The organism is Flavobacterium sp. CG_9.10 (assembly GCF_015752245.1).
In the GTDB taxonomy this organism is placed as follows: Bacteria; Bacteroidota; Bacteroidia; order Flavobacteriales; family Flavobacteriaceae; genus Flavobacterium.
On record NZ_JADOVD010000001.1, the window covers coordinates 277,507 to 297,886 of the forward strand.

Here is a 20,380-nt window from a genome sequence, read left to right on the forward strand (position 1 = left end):
GTTGAAGTAATTAAAAGTTGATTATAAAAAATCCCGATACATTTTAAATGTATCGGGATTTTTATTTGTGGTAAAACCAAATTAAATTAATATCATCTCACTATACGGGACAACGGTTTCAAAACCTTTTTTCTTGAAATAATCTGTCGGATTTTCTTTTGAAACTGCCAAAACAAAATCACCTCCCCAAGCGCCAAGACTTTTTACCATTCCATTGAAATCGGGAAATAGAGATTCTTTAACGGTTTTCATTTCGAGAATAATGCTCATTTCAGCTTCGTGTTCTTCTATTGCATCCGAGAATTTTTTAAGTGTGTTTGCGTGTAAAACCGCGTGCGTTAATTGGTTGTTGTTGGCAATTGTTTTTACTAAATTGTTGTTTCGGTGATTATAGTACGATTTTATTGCTGCTTTACTATTCTGCTTTTTATTCAGATAGACAAAGTATAAGTTTTCTAGAAATTCAGGATTAAAGACTACTTTTTCAACAATGGGTTTGTCTTGCTCCAAATGATATAAAATCGGAGTGTCGTTTTGAGCGCAGGCAATATCATAACCGCTTCCTCCAAAACTGTTTTTAAGCAACTCAAAGGCGTCAATTTTCAACCACTGAGCAATATTGTTGATTAGTGTAGAAGAGGTTCCCAGACCCCAATTTTTCGGAAAGCTAAGTTGGGTGGTAACATGATACCCTTCGGAATTATTTATGAAATCAGGATTTTTTAAAAAAGCTTCTTTCAAGATGGTAGTCAATGTGCTTTTTACAGATTCTGTTTCTGAAATTGTTTTGGTTGAAATATCGGAAAATAAAATAGTGTCTTCAAACCAAATAGTTCCGTCCTTATCATAACTTTTCCATTTTATCTCTTGATTGCTTCCTTTTTCGACAATCAGATTTTGTCCGAATTTTGTGGGTAAAGCAAACGCTTTGGCACCATCTAAAACAAGATATTCGCCTGTTATTAAAAGTTTTCCGTTACTGTAGAATGTTTGTTTCATTTATGCTGAATCTATTTCAGTGTTTTTTTTAGGTACTATCTTTAATTCCTAATTTATTTTGCTAATTTTTCTATATTTGTATGACCGAGAGGAAACTTCTTGCGATAACTCACTGGATGTTTACCTTGTGTAGCCTCAATTTCTATATTGGGGCTATTTTTTTCTATTGTGTCTTCTTCGAAGCCAATTGCCCGAGAGGATAACTTTTGCTCCTCCTCTTGGATATTTGACTGATAATTGACATCATAAGCTTCATTTTTCTTCCATAAATGATAGATCATTGTCAATAGTTTCTTTTGAACTGCAACATAACTTTTCATCTTTATACCATGTTTTTCATAGGTTCTATCAAATAAATCTTTAAAAGGTTTTACTTGACATTGAATGACAACTAAAGAAGGCATATGTAAGGCACGTCTTAATCTTGAATTTCCTCTTTTAGATATTTTTGTTTTACCAACACGTGCTCCTGATTGGGCTTCAACTACATCATATCCAGCATAAGAAACTAATTGTTTGTAGTTGTTAAACAATGTAAAGCCGTTGGTTTCTGCCAAAACAGTACTCAAAGTTAAAACACCTAATCCTTTCATCTTTAATATATTTTCAGCCTTACAATGAACCTCTTTATTCGATTTTAAATGTGCTTTTATTTCCTTGTCCAACTCTTTGAGTTGGGTTTCAAATAAAGTTATGGTTTGCTCTAATTGATTAGTTACTGCATCTAAATGATGCATTGCAAAACTCAAGGCGTCTAATTGGTTTTTTAAAACCGTTTTTAATTCTGTTACGTTTTGATGTTGCCTAGTCAACAAACGTAACTCATAAAAAAAGGGTCCCATAGGCTGCCATAATTCCAAACATTGTTCCGCTCCCATTTGAGACAATCCCTTGGCATCAATACTATCATTTTTTGATTTTAGCCCAATAGCTTCTAAATATTTTTTAGCCTTATTGGGTAAAATTATGGAAACATCAAATCCTTTTCCATACAAATAATAAGCACAATTCTCATGATAAATACCTGTGGCTTCCATACAAACTACAACTGGAAGAACTTCCTTTTTTTGCTTTAAAATCCAATCTTCTAAAGTTGCAAATCCTTTTAAAGTATTTGCAATTACAGTGCTGGATTTACAAACAACCTTTTGTTTTTGATCAATAATACTAATACAAGCATTAATTTTTTTACTTGAAACATCAAGACCCACAGAATACTTTAAATTCATAACTCTTTGATTTTATATCAATAAACAAAATATCACATCAATCTTTGCTCATTTTTTATACAAGATCCAAATTCAAAATATGGTCTTTAAGTACTATTGTGACTCGAAATGTAATAAAAACGAAGTGGATTGCCCTAAGTGCACAATATCATCAACTGATGTATTTCGCCCCGATAGAATTTTGCCAATTCGTTTTGCTTATTAATTGTTCATATTTCAAAGATAAGTATTCATATTTTTAATCTATGTCAAAGATATGAGCCCCGATAATAGTGGAAATCCTTTTTTGACTCGTCTTTGCGAGGAAAAAAAGATTGAAACGGATAGCGGGAATAGCTCCTAAAAACAGGATAATTATTTTCTTAAGTTTTCAATAAAATCAACAACGGCGCTATGAGAAACGACATGGTGTTTAAAATGTTTCCGTATCAAAACGCGTTCCTCGTCATTGGCTTCAAACTGATTTATGATATTGTTTAAATGCATTTTCATATGTCCTTCCTGAATTCCGGTTGTTGTTAAGGATCTTAATGCGGCAAAATTTTGAGCTAAACCGGCAACTGCCACCACTTGCATTAGTTCCTTTGCAGATGGTTTTTCAAGCATTTCCAATGAGAATTTTACTAAAGGATGTAAAGAAGTTAAGCCGCCAATTGTGCCCAGCGCTAAAGGGATTTCCATCCAAAATGTAAAAATTCCATTCTCTATTTTCGCATGTGACAGACTGGAATATTTTCCGTTTCGAGAGGCATAGGCGTGAATTCCTGCTTCGACCGCACGGAAATCATTTCCTGTCGCAAGCACCACAGCGTCGATTCCGTTCATAATTCCTTTATTGTGAGTAACAGCTCTGTATGGTTCGACTTCGGCGATTTGAACCGCTTGAACGAACTTCTCTGCAAATTCCAAAGGATTTGGTATGTGTTTCTCTTTTAAATCTTCGATTAGACAAGAGACTTCCGCTCTAACGATACAATTGGGAACATAATTAGATAGTATGCTCATGACAACTTGAATGTCCTTTTCTGTTTCTGTAAATAATTCGTAGGTAGAAGCTTCTTCTTTTAATGTTTTAGCAAATTGCTCCAAACAGGAATTGATAAAATTGGCTCCCATGCTGTCTATGGTTTCAAAAGTAGCATGAAGTTGAAAGTAATTGGGCAGCAAATCGGTTTTGTCGTTTAGCACAATATCGAGAATTCCACCACCACGTTTTTGCATATTTTTGGTAATGCTTTCCGTTTCGGTAAAGAATGTCGCTTTGGTCTGTGCAAAGAACAAGTTAAGTTTAGATACGTTACCGCTGTACATGAAGTGAACTTGACCTATTTTTTCGGTATTGATAACAGTAGCTTTAAATCCGCCACGAGTCGACCAAAATTTGGCCGTTTTTGAAGCCGCAGCCACGACAGAACTCTCTTCGATAGCCATCGGAATTGCACTGTATTTTCCGTTTATTAAAAAATTTGGAGCAACTCCAAGCGGAATATAGAAATTGGTTATTGTATTTTCGATGAACTCATCGTGTAATTTTTGTATTTTTTCGTCAGAATTCCAATAGTTTTTCAGCAATGTTATAGCTTCTGTTGGAGTGGAAAAGTATTGGTTGGCAATCCAGTTTATTTTTTCTTCTTTGGATAATTTAGAAAATCCGGTTACTGCGTTATTCATTCTCAATAGATTATGTGATGTATAGCGACAAAGATACGGTTTTAGCTCTTTTATTCAGTCCAAATTATATTCATAAAATCGTTGTTTTTAATATTACTTTTTACATTTAACAGATATAATAGTCGTTAATTGTAATTTTTTCACTAAAATTGACGGTTTTTATCTTCAAATTAATATTATGAGTTCAAATAGAATTACAGTCTTATTTTTATTTTTGTGTTTTACTGTTTTAGGGCAGCAAAAAATAACTGTTGACGAAATTTACAATGGCACTTTTCGTGCTAAAGGGATGGACGAATTGCAATCCATGAAACTGACCAATCAATATTCAGTTTTAAATAGTGATAGGGCTTCCAAAAGCATGCAAATTGATTTATACGATTTTGCCAGCTTGAAAAAAGTTGCCGTTTTAATTAATACCAAAAATCATAAGGAATTGCCTATGATTGACAGTTATACATTTGATTCATCTGAAAAAATGATTTTGTTGGCTTGCAATACAAATCAAATTTTCCGCCATTCTTTTACGGCAGATTATTATTTGTATAACATTGCAACCAAACAATTAAAGAAGTTATTTGATTTTCAAGTACAAGAGCCAACTTTTTCTCCTGATGGGAAAAAGATAGCTTACGCCAAAGAAAACAATCTATACGTTTATGATTTGGCTTCGAACAAAATCACTCCAATTACTATGGACGGAAAGAAAAATTCTGTTATCAATGGAATTACGGATTGGGTTTATGAAGAAGAATTTGCTTTTGTACGAGCATTCGATTGGAGTAATGACAGTAAAAAACTGGCTTACATTCGTTTTGACGAAAGTCAGGTTCCAGAATTTTCAATGTCTAAGTTTGGGAAAGATTTATATCCAACTGTTGAAACATTCAAATATCCGAAAGCAGGAGAAAAAAATTCGTTAGTTTCTTTGCATATTTATGATGTAAATGCCAGCACAACCAAAGAAGTTAATCTAGGGAAATACAAGGATTTTTATATTGCCAGAATGAAATGGACAAATGATGCCAATATTTTGTCAGCGCAAGTTTTAAATCGTCATCAGGATAATTTAGATTTATTGTTTATTGATGGAAATTCTGGAGCTTCAAAAGTGGTTTTGAATGAAAAAGACAAAGCTTATGTAGATGTAACTGATAATTTGACTTTTCTGAAAGACAATAGTTTTATTTGGACTAGTGAGAAAGACGGTTTCAACCATATTTATTTATATGATAAAAATGGAAAACTGAAAAACCAGGTAACCAAAGGGAAATGGGAAGTGACTAATTATTATGGTTTTGACGAAAAAACCAATACTGTTTTTTATCAATCAGTGGAGAATGGTTCTATCAATAGAGATATTTACAGAATAGGTCTTGACGGAAAAAACAAAATGCGTTTGACTAAGAATATTGGAACAAACGGAGCTACTTTTAGTCCAAATTTCCAATACTATATCAATACGTTTTCTAGCGCATCTCAACCAACGACTTACACGTTGAACGAATCCAAGACTGGAAATCAAGTTCAGGTTATTGAAAATAATGAAGCTTTAGCCAAAAAACTGAAAGGGTACAATTTGCCTTCAAAAGAATTTTTTGTTTTAAAAACAGAAAAAGGAAATGAGCTAAACGCTTGGATGATTAAGCCAAAGGATTTTGATGCTAGTAAAAAATATCCGGTTTTTATGTATCAATATTCAGGGCCTGGATCTCAACAAGTAAATAACGATTGGAACGCAAATGATGATTATTGGTTTATGATGTTAGCGCAACAAGGTTATATTGTGGCTTGTGTTGATGGAAGAGGAACTGGTTTTAAAGGTGCCGATTTTAGAAAATGCACTCAAAAAGAATTAGGGAAATTCGAAGTCGAAGATCAAATTGATGCTGCTCAAGTGATAGGGAATTATGCTTTTGTTGATAAATCAAGAATTGGAATTTGGGGTTGGAGTTATGGAGGATTTATGGCTTCGAACTGTATAATGAAAGGGAATGATGTTTTCAAAATGGCTATTGCGGTTGCTCCGGTAACGAATTGGAGATTTTATGACAGTATTTATACGGAAAGATACATGCAGACGCCACAAGAAAATGCTAGTGGTTATGATGAAAATTCTCCAATAAATCATGTAGAAAAACTTAAAGGAAAATTTTTATTAATACACGGTTCCGGAGATGACAACGTTCATGTTCAAAATTCCATGCAAATGATGGAAGCTTTGATTCAAGCCAATAAGCAATTTGATTCTCAAATCTATCCTGATAAAAACCACGGAATTTATGGCGGTAAAACAAGAATCCAATTATACACAAAAATGACTAATTTTATCAAAGAGAATTTGTAAAAAATGAGTTTAGTTAGCATTCAAAACAAAATATATTAAATTAAAGGAATTAAAATCATGCTTGATTTTGATTTAGCCGATATGTATGAAGTAGAGACGAGGGTTTTGAATCAAGCAATCAAAAGAAATATTGAAAGTTTTCCTGAGGACTTCATGTTTCGATTAACAAAAGAGGAATGGAGTGAAGTTTTATCATCACAATCTGTGATGATGGTTTCGTCAGTCCCTAAAAATAGGACAGGAAAATATTTGCCTTATGCTTTCACGGAACATGGTGTTACAATGTTGGCAAGTGTGTTGAAAAGTCCAAAAGCGAGACAAATGAATATAGCGATAGTTAGGGCTTTTGTAGCGTTGAGAAAAACACTTTTAAATATTGATACGCTGCAAAATCAAATTCAAGAATTAGAAACAAAATATAACAAACAATTTGAAGACATATTTGAGGCAATTCAATTTTTAATTACCGATACTGAATTAGTCGATAAAAATACAGAAAGAATAAAAATAGGATACAAAAAATAATTCACCTTTATAACAAACTTAAACCAAAATAAATATAATGATCGAAAATCAAGTAAAAACAGCACATCCAAAAGGACTTTGGGTATTATTTGGAACAGAAATGTGGGAGCGCTTCAATTTCTACGGAATGCGGGCCATTTTAACCCTGTTCCTTATCAATTCATTAATGATGAAAGAGGCAGATGCTTCTATTATTTATGGAGGTTTCTTAGGACTTTGTTATTTAACACCAATGTTAGGAGGATTTATTGCCGATCGTTTTTTTGGAAATAGAAATTGTATTTTACTTGGAGGTTTAATGATGGCGGTTGGACAATTGTTATTGTTTACCAGTGCTAGTATTTTTGGCACAAACTTAAGTCTTGCCACTACTTTAATGTGGTCAGCTTTAGGGATTATCATTTTTGGGAATGGTTTTTTTAAACCAAATATTTCAAGCATGGTGGGGAGTTTGTATCCAAAACAGGAAAAAAGTAAACTGGATACTGCTTTTACAATTTTCTACATGGGTATCAATTTAGGTGCTTTTCTTGGACAATTAATTTGCCCATTGATTGGAGATGTAAAAGATGCAAACGGAATTAGAGATATTCATGCTTTTAAATGGGGATTTCTTGCCGCTTCAGTTGCCATGTTAATAGGAACATTAGTGTTTTATTTCTTGAAAAATAAATATGTGGTAACGCCAGAAGGAAGACCTTTAGGAGGATTGCCATCTAAAAATGAAGCATCCGATTTTGAAGAAGGAGAAGCGCAAAAAGCGGTGTTCTCTACTAAATCGTTAGTAATGGCAGTAATTGCATTCGTTGTTTTGTTTTTTGCTTTCCGATATTTATTGGGAGGTGAAAATTTCATTAAAACTGTAATTTACCCAATTATCTATGCAAGTGGTTTAACATTGGCAGGATTAATTATTTCGGATAGTTCTTTGACTAAAATTGAAAGAGATAGAATTTTGGTTATCTATATTGTTGCCTTTTTTATTATTTTCTTTTGGGCAGCTTTTGAACAAGCGGGATCTTCATTGACTTTTATTGCGGATAACCAAACCGACAGAAATTTCTTTGGATGGAATATGCCACCGTCGATGGTTCAGATTTTTAACGGTCTTTTTGTATTCTCTTTTGCACTTCCATTTAGTATTCTTTGGGATAAATTGAGAGCTTCTGGAAAAGAACCAATTTCGCCTGTAAAACAAGCGATTGGTTTAGGGTTAATCGCTTTGAGTTATTTTATCTTGGCTTACAATGTGAAAGATTTAGGAAATAGTGGACTTTTAGGTATCAAATGGTTAATTTTAATGTACTTGATTCAGACTTTTGCTGAATTATGTTTGTCACCAATTGGATTATCATTGGTAGGGAAATTATCTCCAAAACGTTTTGCTTCTTTATTATTCGGAGTTTTCTTTTTATCAAATGCAGCCGGATATGCGTTAGCAGGAACTTTAGGTTCAATTATTCCGGCAACTGGAGATAAATTTATTAAAGCAAAAGAGTTAGGAATTGAATTACAACCTATTTTAGATAAAACAGTTACTCCAACAGCGGAGCAATTGCAAATTTTAACTACCAATCAAATAGATGCCTCCAATCCTGTTTTTGCAGGATTTGAAATTCATAATCTTTTCGAATTTTTTATGGTGTTTGTGGTTCTTACAGGACTTGCAGCAGTAATATTATTTGCCTTAACACCAGTTTTGAAAAAAATGATGCATGGCGTTAGATAATTAGTAAAAAAATTAATTTAATATCTTTCAAACCTACAAGAATTCTTGTAGGTTTGTTTTTTTAAATACTACAGCTATGGCGCAAAATTTAACGATAGAAGAAATACAAAATTTCAAAGGCAAGTATCCTAAACAATTATGGTATTTGTTTTTTAGTGAAATGTGGGAACGTTTCAGCTTTTACGGAATGCGTGGAATGCTGGTTATTTTTATGGTAAACCAATTAAAAATGAATGCTGTTAATGCTAATTTGCAGTATGGAGCAACACAAGCATTTGTTTATGCATTTACTTTCATCGGAGGGATGTTTGCTGATAAAATTCTGGGGTTTAGAAAATCGTTGTTTTGGGGTGGGATACTGATGATTGCTGGAAGTGTTATTTTGTCTATTGATCCCAGTCAGTTCTTCTTTATTGGAATAAGTTTTACTATTATCGGAACAGGGTTTTTTAAGCCAAATATTTCTACTATGGTCGGTCGTTTGTATAGAGATGACGATAACAGGAGGGATGCAGGTTTTTCTTTTTTCTATATGGGTGTAAATCTTGGTGCTCTTATTGGAGGATATTTATGTATAGCGGTTGCCAATGGTTCCATGCTGACAAGTATAGTACCGGAACATTTAAGATGGAATGTTGCTTTTGGTTTTGCTGCGATTGTAATGGTCATAAGTTTATTGACTTTTGTCCAAACTCAAAAAAGCTTAGGAGATATAGGAATATCACCTTTACTGGGTATGGAAACCTCTAAAAGGAAAGTTTATGAATCCTTAACCTATGTGGGTTCACTTGCCGTGATTCCTGTTATAATTTTATTGGTTTCCAATTCTGGATATACGGATATGTTCATGTACATTATTGGTCCATGTTCTTTGCTATATTTACTTTTTGAAATGAGAAATTTCTCTTCTTCGGAGAATAAAAAACTAGTGGCTGCGTTAGTTTTTATATTATTTTCAATTGTTTTTTGGGCATTTTTCGAACAGAGCGGAGGTTCATTAAGTCTTTTTGCAGAAAGTAATTTGAGTAAAACAGTTCTTGGAGTTCCATTAGATCCAAATGGGGTAAACAATAGCGCTAATTCGTTTTTTGTAATTGCTTTTGCTGCTTTAGTTGGATTAGTTTGGTTATGGATGAGTAAACGAAAAATTGAACCCAATACAGTTGTTAAGTTTGGCTTAGGATTTCTATTTCTTGCGGGTGGATTTTACGTGTTTTATTACACTAAATTTTTCGCTGATGCAAATGGAGTTACTTCTTTAGACTTATTTACTTTTGGATGGTTCATCATTACGTTTGGAGAGTTATGTTTGTCTCCAATAGGAATGTCTGCGATGACTAAATTATCGCCCCAAAAAGTGCAAGCCGTAATGATGGGAATGTGGTTTCTGGCGAGTGCTTATGGACAATATTTTGCAGGATTATTAGGAGCTAATATTGCAGGAGCTTCTGAAAATGCAACGAACCTTGAAAAGTTGATCGTCTATGCCGATGGATACAAGCAATTAGCCATATATGCCTTGATTGCGGGAGTGCTTTTGATAGTTATTTCACCTTTGGTAAAAAAATTAATGCAAGGTGTAAAATAATTCACTAATTTTAGGTATTGTTTTTGATTGATAAAATTAAAATTAAAATATATGAAAAAGATACTAGTACTTATGATGTTGGTTTTTGGATCTGCTGCCATGCAATCTCAAGAATTAAATTGGCATACCAATGTTAAAGAAGCTATTGCTATTGGAAATAAACAGAAAAAACCTTTATTGCTTTTTTTTACTGGTAGTGATTGGTGTGGATGGTGCATTAGATTGCAAAAGGAAGTGTTGAAAACGCCCGAATTTGCAAAATGGGCAAATGAAAATGTGATTCTGGTAGAACTAGATTATCCAAGAAGAACGCCTCAAACTCCAGAAATTAAGCTTCAGAACAATGAATTGCAACAAGCGTTTAGCATACAAGGTTTTCCAACAATTTGTTTTGCCAATGGTACTAATAAAGACGGGAAAGTCAACTTTGAAGGATTAGGGACTACAGGTTATGTAGCTGGTGGCCCTGTCGCTTGGCTTGAAGTTGCCAATGGAATTCTTAAAAAGAAATAATCTTTTAGTCCACTTTATAAAATCCCTTTTCACCAGTCGCGTGAAAAGGGATTTTTTGTTTGTTACAAGTTGCTTTCCAATATTTTTGTATCGTTTTATAGTTAGACGCATCAGCTACTACTATTTTGGGTTGTACGGACTGAAACAGTCGTTCTAAATTTATTTTTGGAGACTGAGTTAGCAACAAAATGTCCGGCTTACTATTTATTGGATAAATACCCGAACTATCCACTATTAGAATTTTTTTTCCATTGAAAAAGACTGTGTTTTGAATTCTTTTTTTTGTTTCCAAAACACTAAAATTGCCCACTAAATAGGAATTGAGAACTGTGTTTTTTCGAGCTATTTTTAAAATACTATCATTGGCATATAAAGTAACATGATTACCATTTCGCTCTGTAATAAGTGTATTCTTTTTTATGTTAAACACCACCAATTCTTTTTGGTTTTGAATATTATAATGATTTTTTATATGAGCTATTTGTAAAATGATAATCGAAAATATAACGATAATTAATTTATTGAAATTTGGTTTTTTCAACCAAATGATAACGGTAACAATCAAAAGGTAACTACAAATTAAAAGGTAGTAATTAAATGAAATATTTTGAATTATAAATTGCTCTAGCGAGGCAATCGAATTAATTATCTTATCCATATAATAGATACTCCATTCTAAAAGTTTGGCAAGAAAAAATGGTACATAACCAAAAGCAGCCAAAACCATAACCAGCACTCCCAACACCATTATAAAACTAAGTAGCGGTATGATGACTAGATTAGTAATAAAGAATAGACCCGGGAATTGATGAAAGTAATAAATACTTAAAGGCAAGGTGCCTATTTGAGCCGCGAAGGAAACTGTGAGAATATCCCAAATGTATTTTAAAACTTTGTTTTTTGGCAGCCAAAGCGAAGATAAAAGAGGCTGTAGCCAAATTATGAAAAACAAAGCGATGTAGCTTAACTGAAAACCAACATCAAATAGAAAAGAAGGTTCGAAAAGTAAAATAATAAAAATGGAAACGAGTAACGTATGATAAATGTTGACACTTTTTCGCAGATGATTTCCAATGGCAACAAACGAAAACATGGTAACAGACCGCAGAACGGATGGCGCTAAACCTGCGATTATTCCAAATAATGATAAGGAGGCGAGAATGATTAACAACTTGATAAACGAACCTCGTTTTGTATTCGGTAAAGGTTTTAGAATAAATGTTACAAAAAGTAATATAAATCCAATATGCAATCCGGAAACCGACAATATATGAACGGCACCGGCATATTGATAATCCCTGATAATTTCTGGAGAAATATCTTGTTGTTGTCCCAGAATTAAAGCGATAGCAACATTTAATTCTGTTTTATGAAAGTTGCTTTTTTCTAGGTTTTGGATTATTGTAGATCTTAATTTGGAAGTATAATACCAAATGTTTTTTTCAATAGTAGCACTTATGTTGATTTCATCAATGTCCGCATAGATTTGAGCATAGATTTGCTTGTTTTCGAGGTATTTGCTGTAATCAAATTGATTCGGGTTATTTGGCGGACTGTTTTCATTTAATACAGTTTTTATTTGTAAAATGTTCCCTATTTCAAAGACATGACTTAAACTGTCTTTTCGGATGTTTACAATTATTCTGCCGGAACTTTCGGATTGGTCGATGTGGTTTACAATAGCGATGTAACGATCATTAAAAGTGGAGCTTTTCAATTTTTCTCTTAGCGTGACATCGATTAAATGAGGCTTTTCAAAAATGGTTTTAAAATGGGAATAATTATCCTTTCGGAAATAATCGGTGTGAATAATTTGCGTTGTTACTCCGATAAAAAACGAAAGAAAATAGGTAATTATGCCGAAAAATAGGCGGGAGCTGAAATTTTTCTTTGCCAAGAAGTAACTTATTCCTAAACCCAAAAGAGAAATCAGCAGTAAAAAAAATACTATTTGTGGATTTGGTTTTAAATAAAAAGCAGCAATTATGCCTAAAATAAAACCGAATGTTATTCTCGCTAAAGGAAATTGTAGCACTTTCATTTTTCTAAAGTACAATAATTTTTAGTAAGAAATAACTTTGTATTTAAAAAAGCGTATCGGAATTTAATTTAAGATGCCAGTAGCCATGAATATTTATAAAATTTTATTCAACTGAACAAATGTTCTTTGATAATATGGCTCTTTTGTGGAGGAAATTATAACTCCTTTTGAGGTCGAAGAATGGATGAATTTTATTTCATCATCCGTAACTTCAATAACCATTCCTACGTGATTGATTTGTGATTTGCCGTTAGTTTTAAAAAATATTAAATCCCCTTTTTTAGCATGTTCAGGATCTCGATTTACAATTACTCCCACTTTTGATTGCTCATAGGAGGAGTGCGGAAGCGGTATATTGTAGGAATTAAAGATAGTGTAAGTGAGTCCCGAGCAATCAAAGCCGGATTTCGTGGTGCCGCCGTATTTGTATTTTACTCCAATATTTTCAGTTGCTGTATCGACTATTTGTTCAATCAAACGGATGTTTTTTCTCTTCTCGTATTTAGTAAGATTTTCTTTCTTCGCGGTAATTACAGTGGAGGTTGATTTACAAGCCGTAAAAAGTACAATTAGTAAAAAAGTATATAGTATGTGTCTCAAAAGATTCAAATTTTTTAAATATAAATAACGATGAAACAACCGAAATCACTGTAAATCAGCAACAATCAATTTTGCTGTTTTTTCACTCGCACCAATTCCACCTAGTTTCTGCTCTAATAACTCATATTCTTGTAAAATAGTACTTCGATGTTTGGATTCCAGTATTTTTTTTAATTCTTCTCGAATGCGTTTCGTGGAACAGTCTTCTTGGATTAATTCAGTAACCACTTCTTTATCCATGATCAAATTGACTAACGAAATATATTTAAGAGTGACGATACGTTTTGCAATTTGGTACGAAGCCCAGCTGCCTTTATAACACACAACTTCCGGAACTTTGAAAAGTGCCGTTTCCAGCGTTGCAGTTCCTGAAGTGACTAATGCGGCAGTTGCATTTTGCAATAAATCATAGGTTTTATTTGATATAAATTTTATATTTTCATTAGAAATAAATGTTTTATAAAACGAATGTTCCTGGCTTGGTGCACCAGCAATTACAAACTGATAGTCTGGAAAATCATTGACAACGCTCAACATTACCGATAACATTTTAGTGATTTCCTGTTTTCGGCTGCCAGGTAAAATAGCAATTATTGGTTTTTCGTTTAATTGATTTTCTGTTCTAAAAACGGCAGCGTCAATTGGTTTCTGGTTATGGATTGCGTCAATTAAAGGATGGCCTACAAATTCAACCGGGAAATGATGCTTGTCTTCATAAAAGCTTTTTTCGAAAGGTAAAATCACGTACATTTTATCAATGTCTCGTTTGATTTCGGTAATTCTGTTTTCTTTCCATGCCCAAATTTGCGGCGAAATATAATAATGGTTTTTGAAACCACATTCTTTGGTCCATTTTGCAATACGCAAATTAAAACCGGGATAATCTATAAAAATTACTAGATCGGGTTGAAAGCTGGTGATGTCTTTTTTACATATTTTGATATTATTCAAAATGGTTTTTAAATTGAAAATCACTTCAACAAAGCCCATAAAAGCCAATTCTCGGTAATGTTTTACCAAAGTCCCTCCAACATTTTGCATTAAATCACCACCCCAAAACCGAATATCAGCAATAGGATCTTCTTTATAAAGTGCTTTCATCAAATTCGAACCATGTAAATCGCCCGAAGCTTCTCCTGCTATGATGTAATATTTCATGTTTTTATGTTTTGGAGTTTTTAAATTAATTGTAATTGTAATTGCAATAAATGTAAAACTCTTTTATCGATGGGTTTTTTTAGGGAACAAATGTATAAATAATTGCATTTCTTAAATTAACAGAGAGAGAAGCGTCAGGATAATGACTGCTAAAATGACTCCGCGTGCCATCAGCTCTTTATTTAATTTTAGTAAAACGGCAAAAGCGACCAAATCCAGAACAGATCCGAGCGTGATTAGTTTACCCAGTTTTCCCTCAAATTTCATAATCTCAATACCCGCTAGAAAGGTATAATCAGTAAAAAAAGTGATGAAAATAAAACTGCCCAGCAATGAAGCTAGAATTCCAATGATGAATCCGGTTAATAAATCTATTTTATTCATTCCATTTCCAGGTGTTAAGTTGTTGCATGCTATGGTGGGCAGTCAAATCAAACTGAACAGGAACAACTGAAACATATCCGTTTTTCAAAGCCCATTCATCTGTATCTTCGCCATGGTCCTGATTCACAAATTCACCTGCGAGCCAGTAATAATCTCTACCTTGAGGTGTTTTTCGTTTATCGAATTTTTCTACCCAAATTGCTTTTGCCTGACGGCATATTTTAATTCCTTTAATGTCTTTTGTTTCTAATTTTGGAAAATTCACATTCAATATGACACCTTCTGACAGGCTATTTTCAAGAACTTGCGTCGCTATTTTTCGAATAAATGGCTTTATATTTTCGAAATTTGCATTCCAGTCATAATCCAAAAGTGAAAAGCCTATAGCCGGAATTCCTTCAATCCCAGCTTCTACAGCTGCACTCATCGTTCCGGAATAAATTACGTTAATAGAAGAATTAGAACCGTGATTCACACCGGAAACGCACAAATCAGGTTTTCTATGCAGAATTTCACTTACGGCTAATTTCACGCAATCTACAGGAGTTCCGGAACAACTGTATTCGGTTATGACATCACCATCTTTTGAAATTTTATTTAAATATAAAGTGTCATTTATCGTGATGGAATGTCCTGTAGCACTTTGTGGTTTGTCTGGAGCGACAATAACTATTGTGCCAAGTTCTGACATAACGTCAATTAATGCTCGGAGTCCCGGAGCCGAAACGCCGTCGTCATTTGTAATTAAGATTAAAGGTTTGGCAGTTTTTGTCATTTTTATGTAAAAAAAATTATAGTATATCGTTTTGAAAGCAAATGTAGTTACACAAAACCAAAATATGTAAACAAAGAATATAAAATTTAACAACTTGATTTAGTAAACTTAAAATAAAAAAAACAATTTTATATCTTTAACAAAAAATTATGCAGCCCTTGTTAACGTTGGCATAGTTTTTACCGTAATTTAGACTAAAAATTGATGAATACTATTATTGACTATATGAAAAGAAATTATAAAATACTTCTTGTTGTTGCGTGTCTTTCGATATCGCTATTTGCGTTCAAAATTAATGCAACAAAAGATACAGACCCCGATAAAGATAAATTGCTTTTGGAGTTATTAACTTTTGTAATTCAAAAAGGACATTATAATCCTGCTGCCATAGATGATACTTTTTCTAAAGGTATTTATAAAGATTACATTCAAGCTTTAGACCCGTCTAAACGATTTTTCTTGCAGTCTGATATTGATGAGTTTTCCAAATATCAAACGGAATTAGACGATGAATTGCTAAATAAAGATTTGACTTTTTTCAATCTTACCTATGATCGTTTGATGAAAAGAATGGAGGAGAGCAAAAAAATCTATAAAAGTGTTTTAAGCCAGCCGTTTGACTTTAATGTTGACGAGAATTTTAATACGGATTATGAAAAAGCTCCGTATGCAAAGGATAGCAAAGAACTTGCAGATAAATGGCGTAAGCAAATTAAACTATCTGCTCTTTCTTCACTGACTGAACGTTTAAAAATACAAGAGAATAAAAAGAATGGGATTGCAGAAACTAAAGATTCTTTGAATGTTGATAAGCAGGGAGAGAAATTTAAAGTTGACATAATTAATTCTGAAAAAGATAAAAGCGCAACAACATCAGATAATGGTAAGCCAAAAACTTTCGAACAATTAGAGAAAGAAACTAGGGAAAATGCAATAAAATCATTGGACGAATATTTTGGTTTTATTAAAGATTTAGATAGAAATGATTGGTTTTCTGTTTATATTAACTCGATTACAGCCCGTTTTGATCCCCATACAAATTACTTCGCTCCTGAAGAAAAAGAACGATTTGATGTAAGCATCAGTGGGAAATTAGAAGGAATTGGAGCACGTCTTCAAAAGAAAAATGATTTTACTGAAATTTCAGAACTTATTTCAGGGGGACCGGCTTGGAGAGGAAAAAAACTTGAGGCTGGTGACTTAGTGATGAAAGTCGCTCAAGGAAATGAAGAACCTGTAGATGTGGTTGGGATGCGTCTTGATGATGTTGTTAAGAAAATTAAAGGACCTAAAGGAACTGAAGTACGTCTTACAGTAAAAAAAGTGGACGGAACGATTAAAGTTATTTCTATAATAAGAGATATTGTAGAAATTGAAGAAACCTATGCTAAATCTAGTATTGTTAACAAAAATGGATTGAAATATGGCGTTATATACTTACCGAAATTCTACATTGATTTTGAAAATAAAGATGGTAGAGATGCCGGAAAAGATATTGCTAAAGAAGTAGAACGTTTGAAAGCGGCAGGTGTAAACGGAATTGTATTAGATGTTCGTGATGATGGTGGTGGTTCTTTATCAACTGTAGTAGATATTGCAGGATTATTTATTGAGCAAGGTCCAATTGTTCAAATCAAATCTGCTGGAAAAAAGAAAGAAGTGTTGTTTGACAGAGATAGTAAAATTGAATGGGACGGTCCTTTGGTAATCATGGTTAACAGTTTTTCTGCTTCAGCTTCTGAGATTTTGGCAGCTGCAATACAGGATTATAAAAGAGGAATTATAATTGGAAGTAAACAAACCTACGGGAAAGGAACGGTACAAAATGTATTTGATTTAAACACATTTGTTCGTAGTAGTTCCGTTGGAGATTTAGGTGCCATCAAAACAACAACTCAAAAATTCTATAGAATAAATGGGGGGTCAACTCAACTTGAAGGTGTTAGTAGCGATATTGTTATGCCGGATAGATATGCTTATTTAAAAATGGGTGAACGCGATGTAGATAATGCGATGCCTTGGGATAAAATTGACCCAGCAGCTTATACCGTTTGGAACAAAACGGCTAATTTTAATCAGGCTATTGCTAATAGTAAGAACAGAATTGCAAAAAGTTCCCAATTTCAATTGATTGAAGAAAATGCAAAATGGATAGACAGTAGAAGTGAGGACAATACTTATAGTTTAAATATTGAAAAATTTAAAACGGCTCAAAATGCAATTGAAGAAAAAGCTAAAAAGTATAAACCACTTTACGACTATAAAAACACGCTTAAGTTCACTTCATTGCCTTATGAAGTAGCGGAGTTTGATAAAGACGTAGTTTTAAAAGAGAAACGCGACAGATGGCATGAAGCGTTGTCTAAAGATATTTATGTGGAAGAAGCACTAAATGTTTTAGATGATTTGCAATCAAAAACTATTGTAAAAAAAGCTATTCCTACTGCTAATAAATTAAAAAAAGGCAAACTAGCTAAATCATAATTTGCTATAGTATGCTTATTTTTTTAATATTAATTAAATTGCGCTCCAAGAAACTAGTTTTCTGGAGCGTTTTTAGTAATAGACCATTTGTATTTATTCGAGTTGTCGATTTTTCATTATTAGGCACCAAATTATTTCTGGAAGTCTATTGAAGAATTGATTTCACAATCTAGTGCATTAGTTTTTAGTTGCGTTTAATTATAATTTTTTATAAATAGAAATGAAAAATAAATATCTACACATATATTCAATTGCATTACTTCTAGTCGGTATTTTTTTCTCTTGCAACCGAAATCAAGTAGTGGAAAGTTCCGTGTTTGATGGCACTTCCTTGACTAATGAATTAGACAATAGTCCATCGAATCTGAATAAAATTATTGATTTTTTGCCTTCTTCGACTACCAATCAAATCATCAAACATACTTATTATACGCTCTCTTATAATGAGAAATTTGAACAAGCAGAGTGGGTTGCTTATGAATTAAAGAAATCATATATAAGAAATAATCATTTTCAAAGACCCTTTTTTGTGGAAGATCCCAAAGTTACAACGGGCTCAGCTGATTGGAGGAATTATAAAAATTCAGGGTACGACAAAGGCCATTTATGTCCGGCTGGGGATATGGATTTTGATTTAGAGGCATATAACGATACTTTTTTCATTTCAAATATATCTCCACAGATCCATGATTTTAATGATGGAGTTTGGAATAGATTGGAACAGAAAGTTCGGTATTGGTCTGTAAAATATGATGGAATTTATGTAGTTACTGGTGGGGTTTTACAAAATTCATTAGAAACTATCGGAAAGGAAAACGTTTCAGTTCCTAAATATTTTTACAAGGTTTTATTCAGTAATTCGGGAAATAAAATGAAAATGATTGCCTTCCTAGTGCCGAATGAGCCAAGCGACAAGCCATTATATGATTTTGTCATTTCTGTTGACAGTATCGAAAAGATGACAGGGATAGACTTTTTTCCTAAACTAGATGATAAAATCGAAGCTAAATTAGAAAGCAGTCATGATTATAAATCCTGGAGTTTTTAATTAAAGTTTAATCAGGTTTTATTTATTGCAAATTTTTCTTTACCATTCATTCACTTTATTGGCATCCATTTTAATAAAGATAAACAATAAAATAGTGAATCCCCAAAGCCCAGAACCACCATAAGAAAAGAACGGAAGTGGAACACCAATCGTGGGGAATATGCCTACTACCATAGCAATATTCACAAAGAAATGGATGAATAAAATTCCCGCTACACAATAACCGTAAACTCTGCTGAATTTAGTTTTTTGTCTTTCGGCGAGATAAATTATTCTTAAAAATAACCCGACAAACAGTCCAATAACGACTAGCGAGCCCACAAATCCCCATTCTTCTCCTACTGTCGTGAATATATAATCGGTATGTTGTTCCGGTACAAATCCTCCTTTAGTTTGTGTGCCCTCAAGAAATCCTTTTCCAAACCAGCCACCTGAACCAATTGCTATTTCAGATTGGTTTGTGTTGTATCCTATTCCTTTTAAGTCGACAGTCTTACCTAATAAAATATTAAAACGATCGCGATGATGTTGTTTAAAAACATTGGTAAAAACATAATTTACTGACAGAACAAAGCCTGAAATTAATGCAAATAGTATGCTGCTTAATACAATGTTTCTATTGCCTAATCGAGATTTGAAATGAATTAATAGTATGACTAATAAAGCAATCAAGATTACATATTGCGGTTGTAATATCAATGTCATTACAAATAAAAGAATGGTTACAAATCCAGTCCAAACATACCAGGAAGGAAGTCCTTCGCGATATAGAACAATAATAAAGATGCTATAGATTAAAGCACTCCCGGGATCCGGTTGAGGTAAGATTAACATAACCGGTAGCAAAACAATAGCCAAGGCTTGAACTTGTCTATTGACTTCTTTTAAATTAATTTGTGGATCACTTAAATATTTGGCTAATGCCAATGCGGTGGCTGCTTTAGCAAATTCAGAGGGCTGTAAAGTAAATCCACCAATAGCATACCAGCAACGTTGTCCTGCTATTGTTTTTCCAAAAACAAATAGACCTGCTAATAAAAGCAGTGCGAATCCAAAAATTATACTCGCGTATTTTTCATAGAATTTACCATCTACATTCAGTAAGATAAAAATTAATGGAATCGTAAGTATTATAAAAATAAGCTGCTTATCAGATGTTCCTTCCATCGATGATAACGAAGAAGAGTAAATATTTAGCCATCCCATAATTACAAGTGAGACATATATAATAATACATATCCAGTCGAGATTATTTTTTATGCTTTGGTTTTTCATTTGAAAAAATATGG

At 33.1% G+C, this 20,380-nt stretch carries 16 protein-coding genes; 7 read left to right on the forward strand and 9 right to left on the reverse strand.

The window, feature by feature from the left end:
• Window positions 1–81: 81 nt before the first annotated feature.
• From IWX84_RS01240 to IWX84_RS01250, 3 genes are all read right to left on the reverse strand, one after another.
• Window positions 82–999, reverse strand: coding sequence for a GYDIA family GHMP kinase (locus IWX84_RS01240; protein ID WP_196848932.1), 918 nt, complete (start codon window positions 997–999; stop codon window positions 82–84).
• Window positions 1,000–1,052: 53 nt separating this feature from the next.
• Window positions 1,053–2,228, reverse strand: coding sequence for an IS110 family transposase (locus IWX84_RS01245; protein WP_196848933.1), 1,176 nt, complete (start codon window positions 2,226–2,228; stop codon window positions 1,053–1,055).
• Between the two features lie 354 nt (window positions 2,229–2,582).
• The gene (locus tag IWX84_RS01250; protein ID WP_196848934.1) at window positions 2,583–3,899 is read right to left on the reverse strand and encodes a hydroxymethylglutaryl-CoA reductase, degradative; all 1,317 of its coding nucleotides are present in this window, start codon (window positions 3,897–3,899) and stop codon (window positions 2,583–2,585) included.
• Between the two features lie 178 nt (window positions 3,900–4,077).
• On the opposite strand from IWX84_RS01250, the gene IWX84_RS01255 reads away from it, so the two are divergent.
• The 5 genes from IWX84_RS01255 to IWX84_RS01275 all read left to right on the forward strand — a co-directional run bounded on the left by IWX84_RS01255 (window position 4,078) and on the right by IWX84_RS01275 (window position 10,601).
• Entirely contained in the window at window positions 4,078–6,246 is a 2,169-nt protein-coding gene (locus IWX84_RS01255; RefSeq protein ID WP_196848935.1) for a S9 family peptidase, read from the forward strand.
• 57 nt (window positions 6,247–6,303) lie between these two features.
• Window positions 6,304–6,771, forward strand: coding sequence for an ORF6N domain-containing protein (locus tag IWX84_RS01260; protein ID WP_196848936.1), 468 nt, complete (start codon window positions 6,304–6,306; stop codon window positions 6,769–6,771).
• Window positions 6,772–6,808: 37 nt separating this feature from the next.
• Window positions 6,809–8,500, forward strand: a complete 1,692-nt coding sequence (locus tag IWX84_RS01265) for a peptide MFS transporter (RefSeq protein WP_196848937.1) — start codon at window positions 6,809–6,811, stop codon at window positions 8,498–8,500.
• 76 nt (window positions 8,501–8,576) lie between these two features.
• On the forward strand, window positions 8,577–10,088 hold the full coding sequence (locus IWX84_RS01270; protein ID WP_196848938.1) for a peptide MFS transporter: 1,512 nt from the start codon (window positions 8,577–8,579) through the stop codon (window positions 10,086–10,088).
• A gap of 51 nt (window positions 10,089–10,139) precedes the next feature.
• Complete coding sequence (locus IWX84_RS01275; protein WP_196848939.1) at window positions 10,140–10,601, forward strand: thioredoxin family protein; 462 nt, start codon at window positions 10,140–10,142, stop codon at window positions 10,599–10,601.
• Between the two features lie 4 nt (window positions 10,602–10,605).
• Here the strand turns inward: IWX84_RS01275 and IWX84_RS01280 are convergent, their stop codons facing one another.
• The 5 genes from IWX84_RS01280 to surE all read right to left on the reverse strand — a co-directional run bounded on the left by IWX84_RS01280 (window position 10,606) and on the right by surE (window position 15,559).
• Window positions 10,606–12,642 (reverse strand): ComEC/Rec2 family competence protein, encoded by a 2,037-nt coding sequence (locus IWX84_RS01280; protein ID WP_196848940.1) that lies wholly within the window; start codon window positions 12,640–12,642, stop codon window positions 10,606–10,608.
• 93 nt (window positions 12,643–12,735) lie between these two features.
• Window positions 12,736–13,242 carry a C40 family peptidase gene (locus IWX84_RS01285; RefSeq protein ID WP_196848941.1) on the reverse strand — a complete coding sequence of 169 codons (507 nt, stop codon included), beginning with the start codon at window positions 13,240–13,242 and terminating at the stop codon, window positions 12,736–12,738.
• Window positions 13,243–13,287: 45 nt separating this feature from the next.
• Complete coding sequence (lpxB, locus tag IWX84_RS01290) at window positions 13,288–14,400, reverse strand: lipid-A-disaccharide synthase (RefSeq protein ID WP_196848942.1); 1,113 nt, start codon at window positions 14,398–14,400, stop codon at window positions 13,288–13,290.
• 111 nt (window positions 14,401–14,511) lie between these two features.
• Window positions 14,512–14,784, reverse strand: a complete 273-nt coding sequence (locus tag IWX84_RS01295; RefSeq protein ID WP_196848943.1) for a hypothetical protein — start codon at window positions 14,782–14,784, stop codon at window positions 14,512–14,514.
• On the reverse strand, window positions 14,777–15,559 hold the full coding sequence (surE, locus tag IWX84_RS01300) for a 5'/3'-nucleotidase SurE (RefSeq protein ID WP_196848944.1): 783 nt from the start codon (window positions 15,557–15,559) through the stop codon (window positions 14,777–14,779). Before surE ends, IWX84_RS01295 begins: the two co-directional genes overlap by 8 nt.
• A gap of 204 nt (window positions 15,560–15,763) precedes the next feature.
• Here surE and IWX84_RS01305 point away from each other — a divergent pair, with 204 nt between their 5' ends.
• The gene (locus tag IWX84_RS01305) at window positions 15,764–18,043 is read left to right on the forward strand and encodes a carboxy terminal-processing peptidase (RefSeq protein ID WP_196848945.1); all 2,280 of its coding nucleotides are present in this window, start codon (window positions 15,764–15,766) and stop codon (window positions 18,041–18,043) included.
• Window positions 18,044–18,263: 220 nt separating this feature from the next.
• Complete coding sequence (locus IWX84_RS01310; RefSeq protein WP_196848946.1) at window positions 18,264–19,091, forward strand: DNA/RNA non-specific endonuclease; 828 nt, start codon at window positions 18,264–18,266, stop codon at window positions 19,089–19,091.
• A gap of 39 nt (window positions 19,092–19,130) precedes the next feature.
• On the opposite strand, the gene rodA is transcribed toward IWX84_RS01310, so the two are convergent.
• The gene (gene rodA, locus IWX84_RS01315) at window positions 19,131–20,366 is read right to left on the reverse strand and encodes a rod shape-determining protein RodA (RefSeq protein WP_196848947.1); all 1,236 of its coding nucleotides are present in this window, start codon (window positions 20,364–20,366) and stop codon (window positions 19,131–19,133) included.
• Between the last annotated feature and the right edge of the window lie 14 nt (window positions 20,367–20,380).

What these genes read in the sequence shown, in the direction of transcription:
- IWX84_RS01310 (WP_196848946.1), top strand. Translation starts at nt 18,264, where the DNA reads ATGAAAAATAAATATCTACACATATATTCAATTGCATTACTTCTAGTC.
- IWX84_RS01280 (WP_196848940.1), bottom strand. Translation starts at nt 12,642, where the DNA reads ATGAAAGTGCTACAATTTCCTTTAGCGAGAATAACATTCGGTTTTATT.
- IWX84_RS01270 (WP_196848938.1), top strand. Translation starts at nt 8,577, where the DNA reads ATGGCGCAAAATTTAACGATAGAAGAAATACAAAATTTCAAAGGCAAG.
- IWX84_RS01295 (WP_196848943.1), bottom strand. Translation starts at nt 14,784, where the DNA reads ATGAATAAAATAGATTTATTAACCGGATTCATCATTGGAATTCTAGCT.
- surE (WP_196848944.1), bottom strand. Translation starts at nt 15,559, where the DNA reads ATGACAAAAACTGCCAAACCTTTAATCTTAATTACAAATGACGACGGC.
- IWX84_RS01265 (WP_196848937.1), top strand. Translation starts at nt 6,809, where the DNA reads ATGATCGAAAATCAAGTAAAAACAGCACATCCAAAAGGACTTTGGGTA.
- IWX84_RS01260 (WP_196848936.1), top strand. Translation starts at nt 6,304, where the DNA reads ATGCTTGATTTTGATTTAGCCGATATGTATGAAGTAGAGACGAGGGTT.
- rodA (WP_196848947.1), bottom strand. Translation starts at nt 20,366, where the DNA reads ATGAAAAACCAAAGCATAAAAAATAATCTCGACTGGATATGTATTATT.
- IWX84_RS01275 (WP_196848939.1), top strand. Translation starts at nt 10,140, where the DNA reads ATGAAAAAGATACTAGTACTTATGATGTTGGTTTTTGGATCTGCTGCC.
- IWX84_RS01305 (WP_196848945.1), top strand. Translation starts at nt 15,764, where the DNA reads ATGAATACTATTATTGACTATATGAAAAGAAATTATAAAATACTTCTT.
- IWX84_RS01250 (WP_196848934.1), bottom strand. Translation starts at nt 3,899, where the DNA reads ATGAATAACGCAGTAACCGGATTTTCTAAATTATCCAAAGAAGAAAAA.
- IWX84_RS01240 (WP_196848932.1), bottom strand. Translation starts at nt 999, where the DNA reads ATGAAACAAACATTCTACAGTAACGGAAAACTTTTAATAACAGGCGAA.
- lpxB (WP_196848942.1), bottom strand. Translation starts at nt 14,400, where the DNA reads ATGAAATATTACATCATAGCAGGAGAAGCTTCGGGCGATTTACATGGT.
- IWX84_RS01255 (WP_196848935.1), top strand. Translation starts at nt 4,078, where the DNA reads ATGAGTTCAAATAGAATTACAGTCTTATTTTTATTTTTGTGTTTTACT.
- IWX84_RS01245 (WP_196848933.1), bottom strand. Translation starts at nt 2,228, where the DNA reads ATGAATTTAAAGTATTCTGTGGGTCTTGATGTTTCAAGTAAAAAAATT.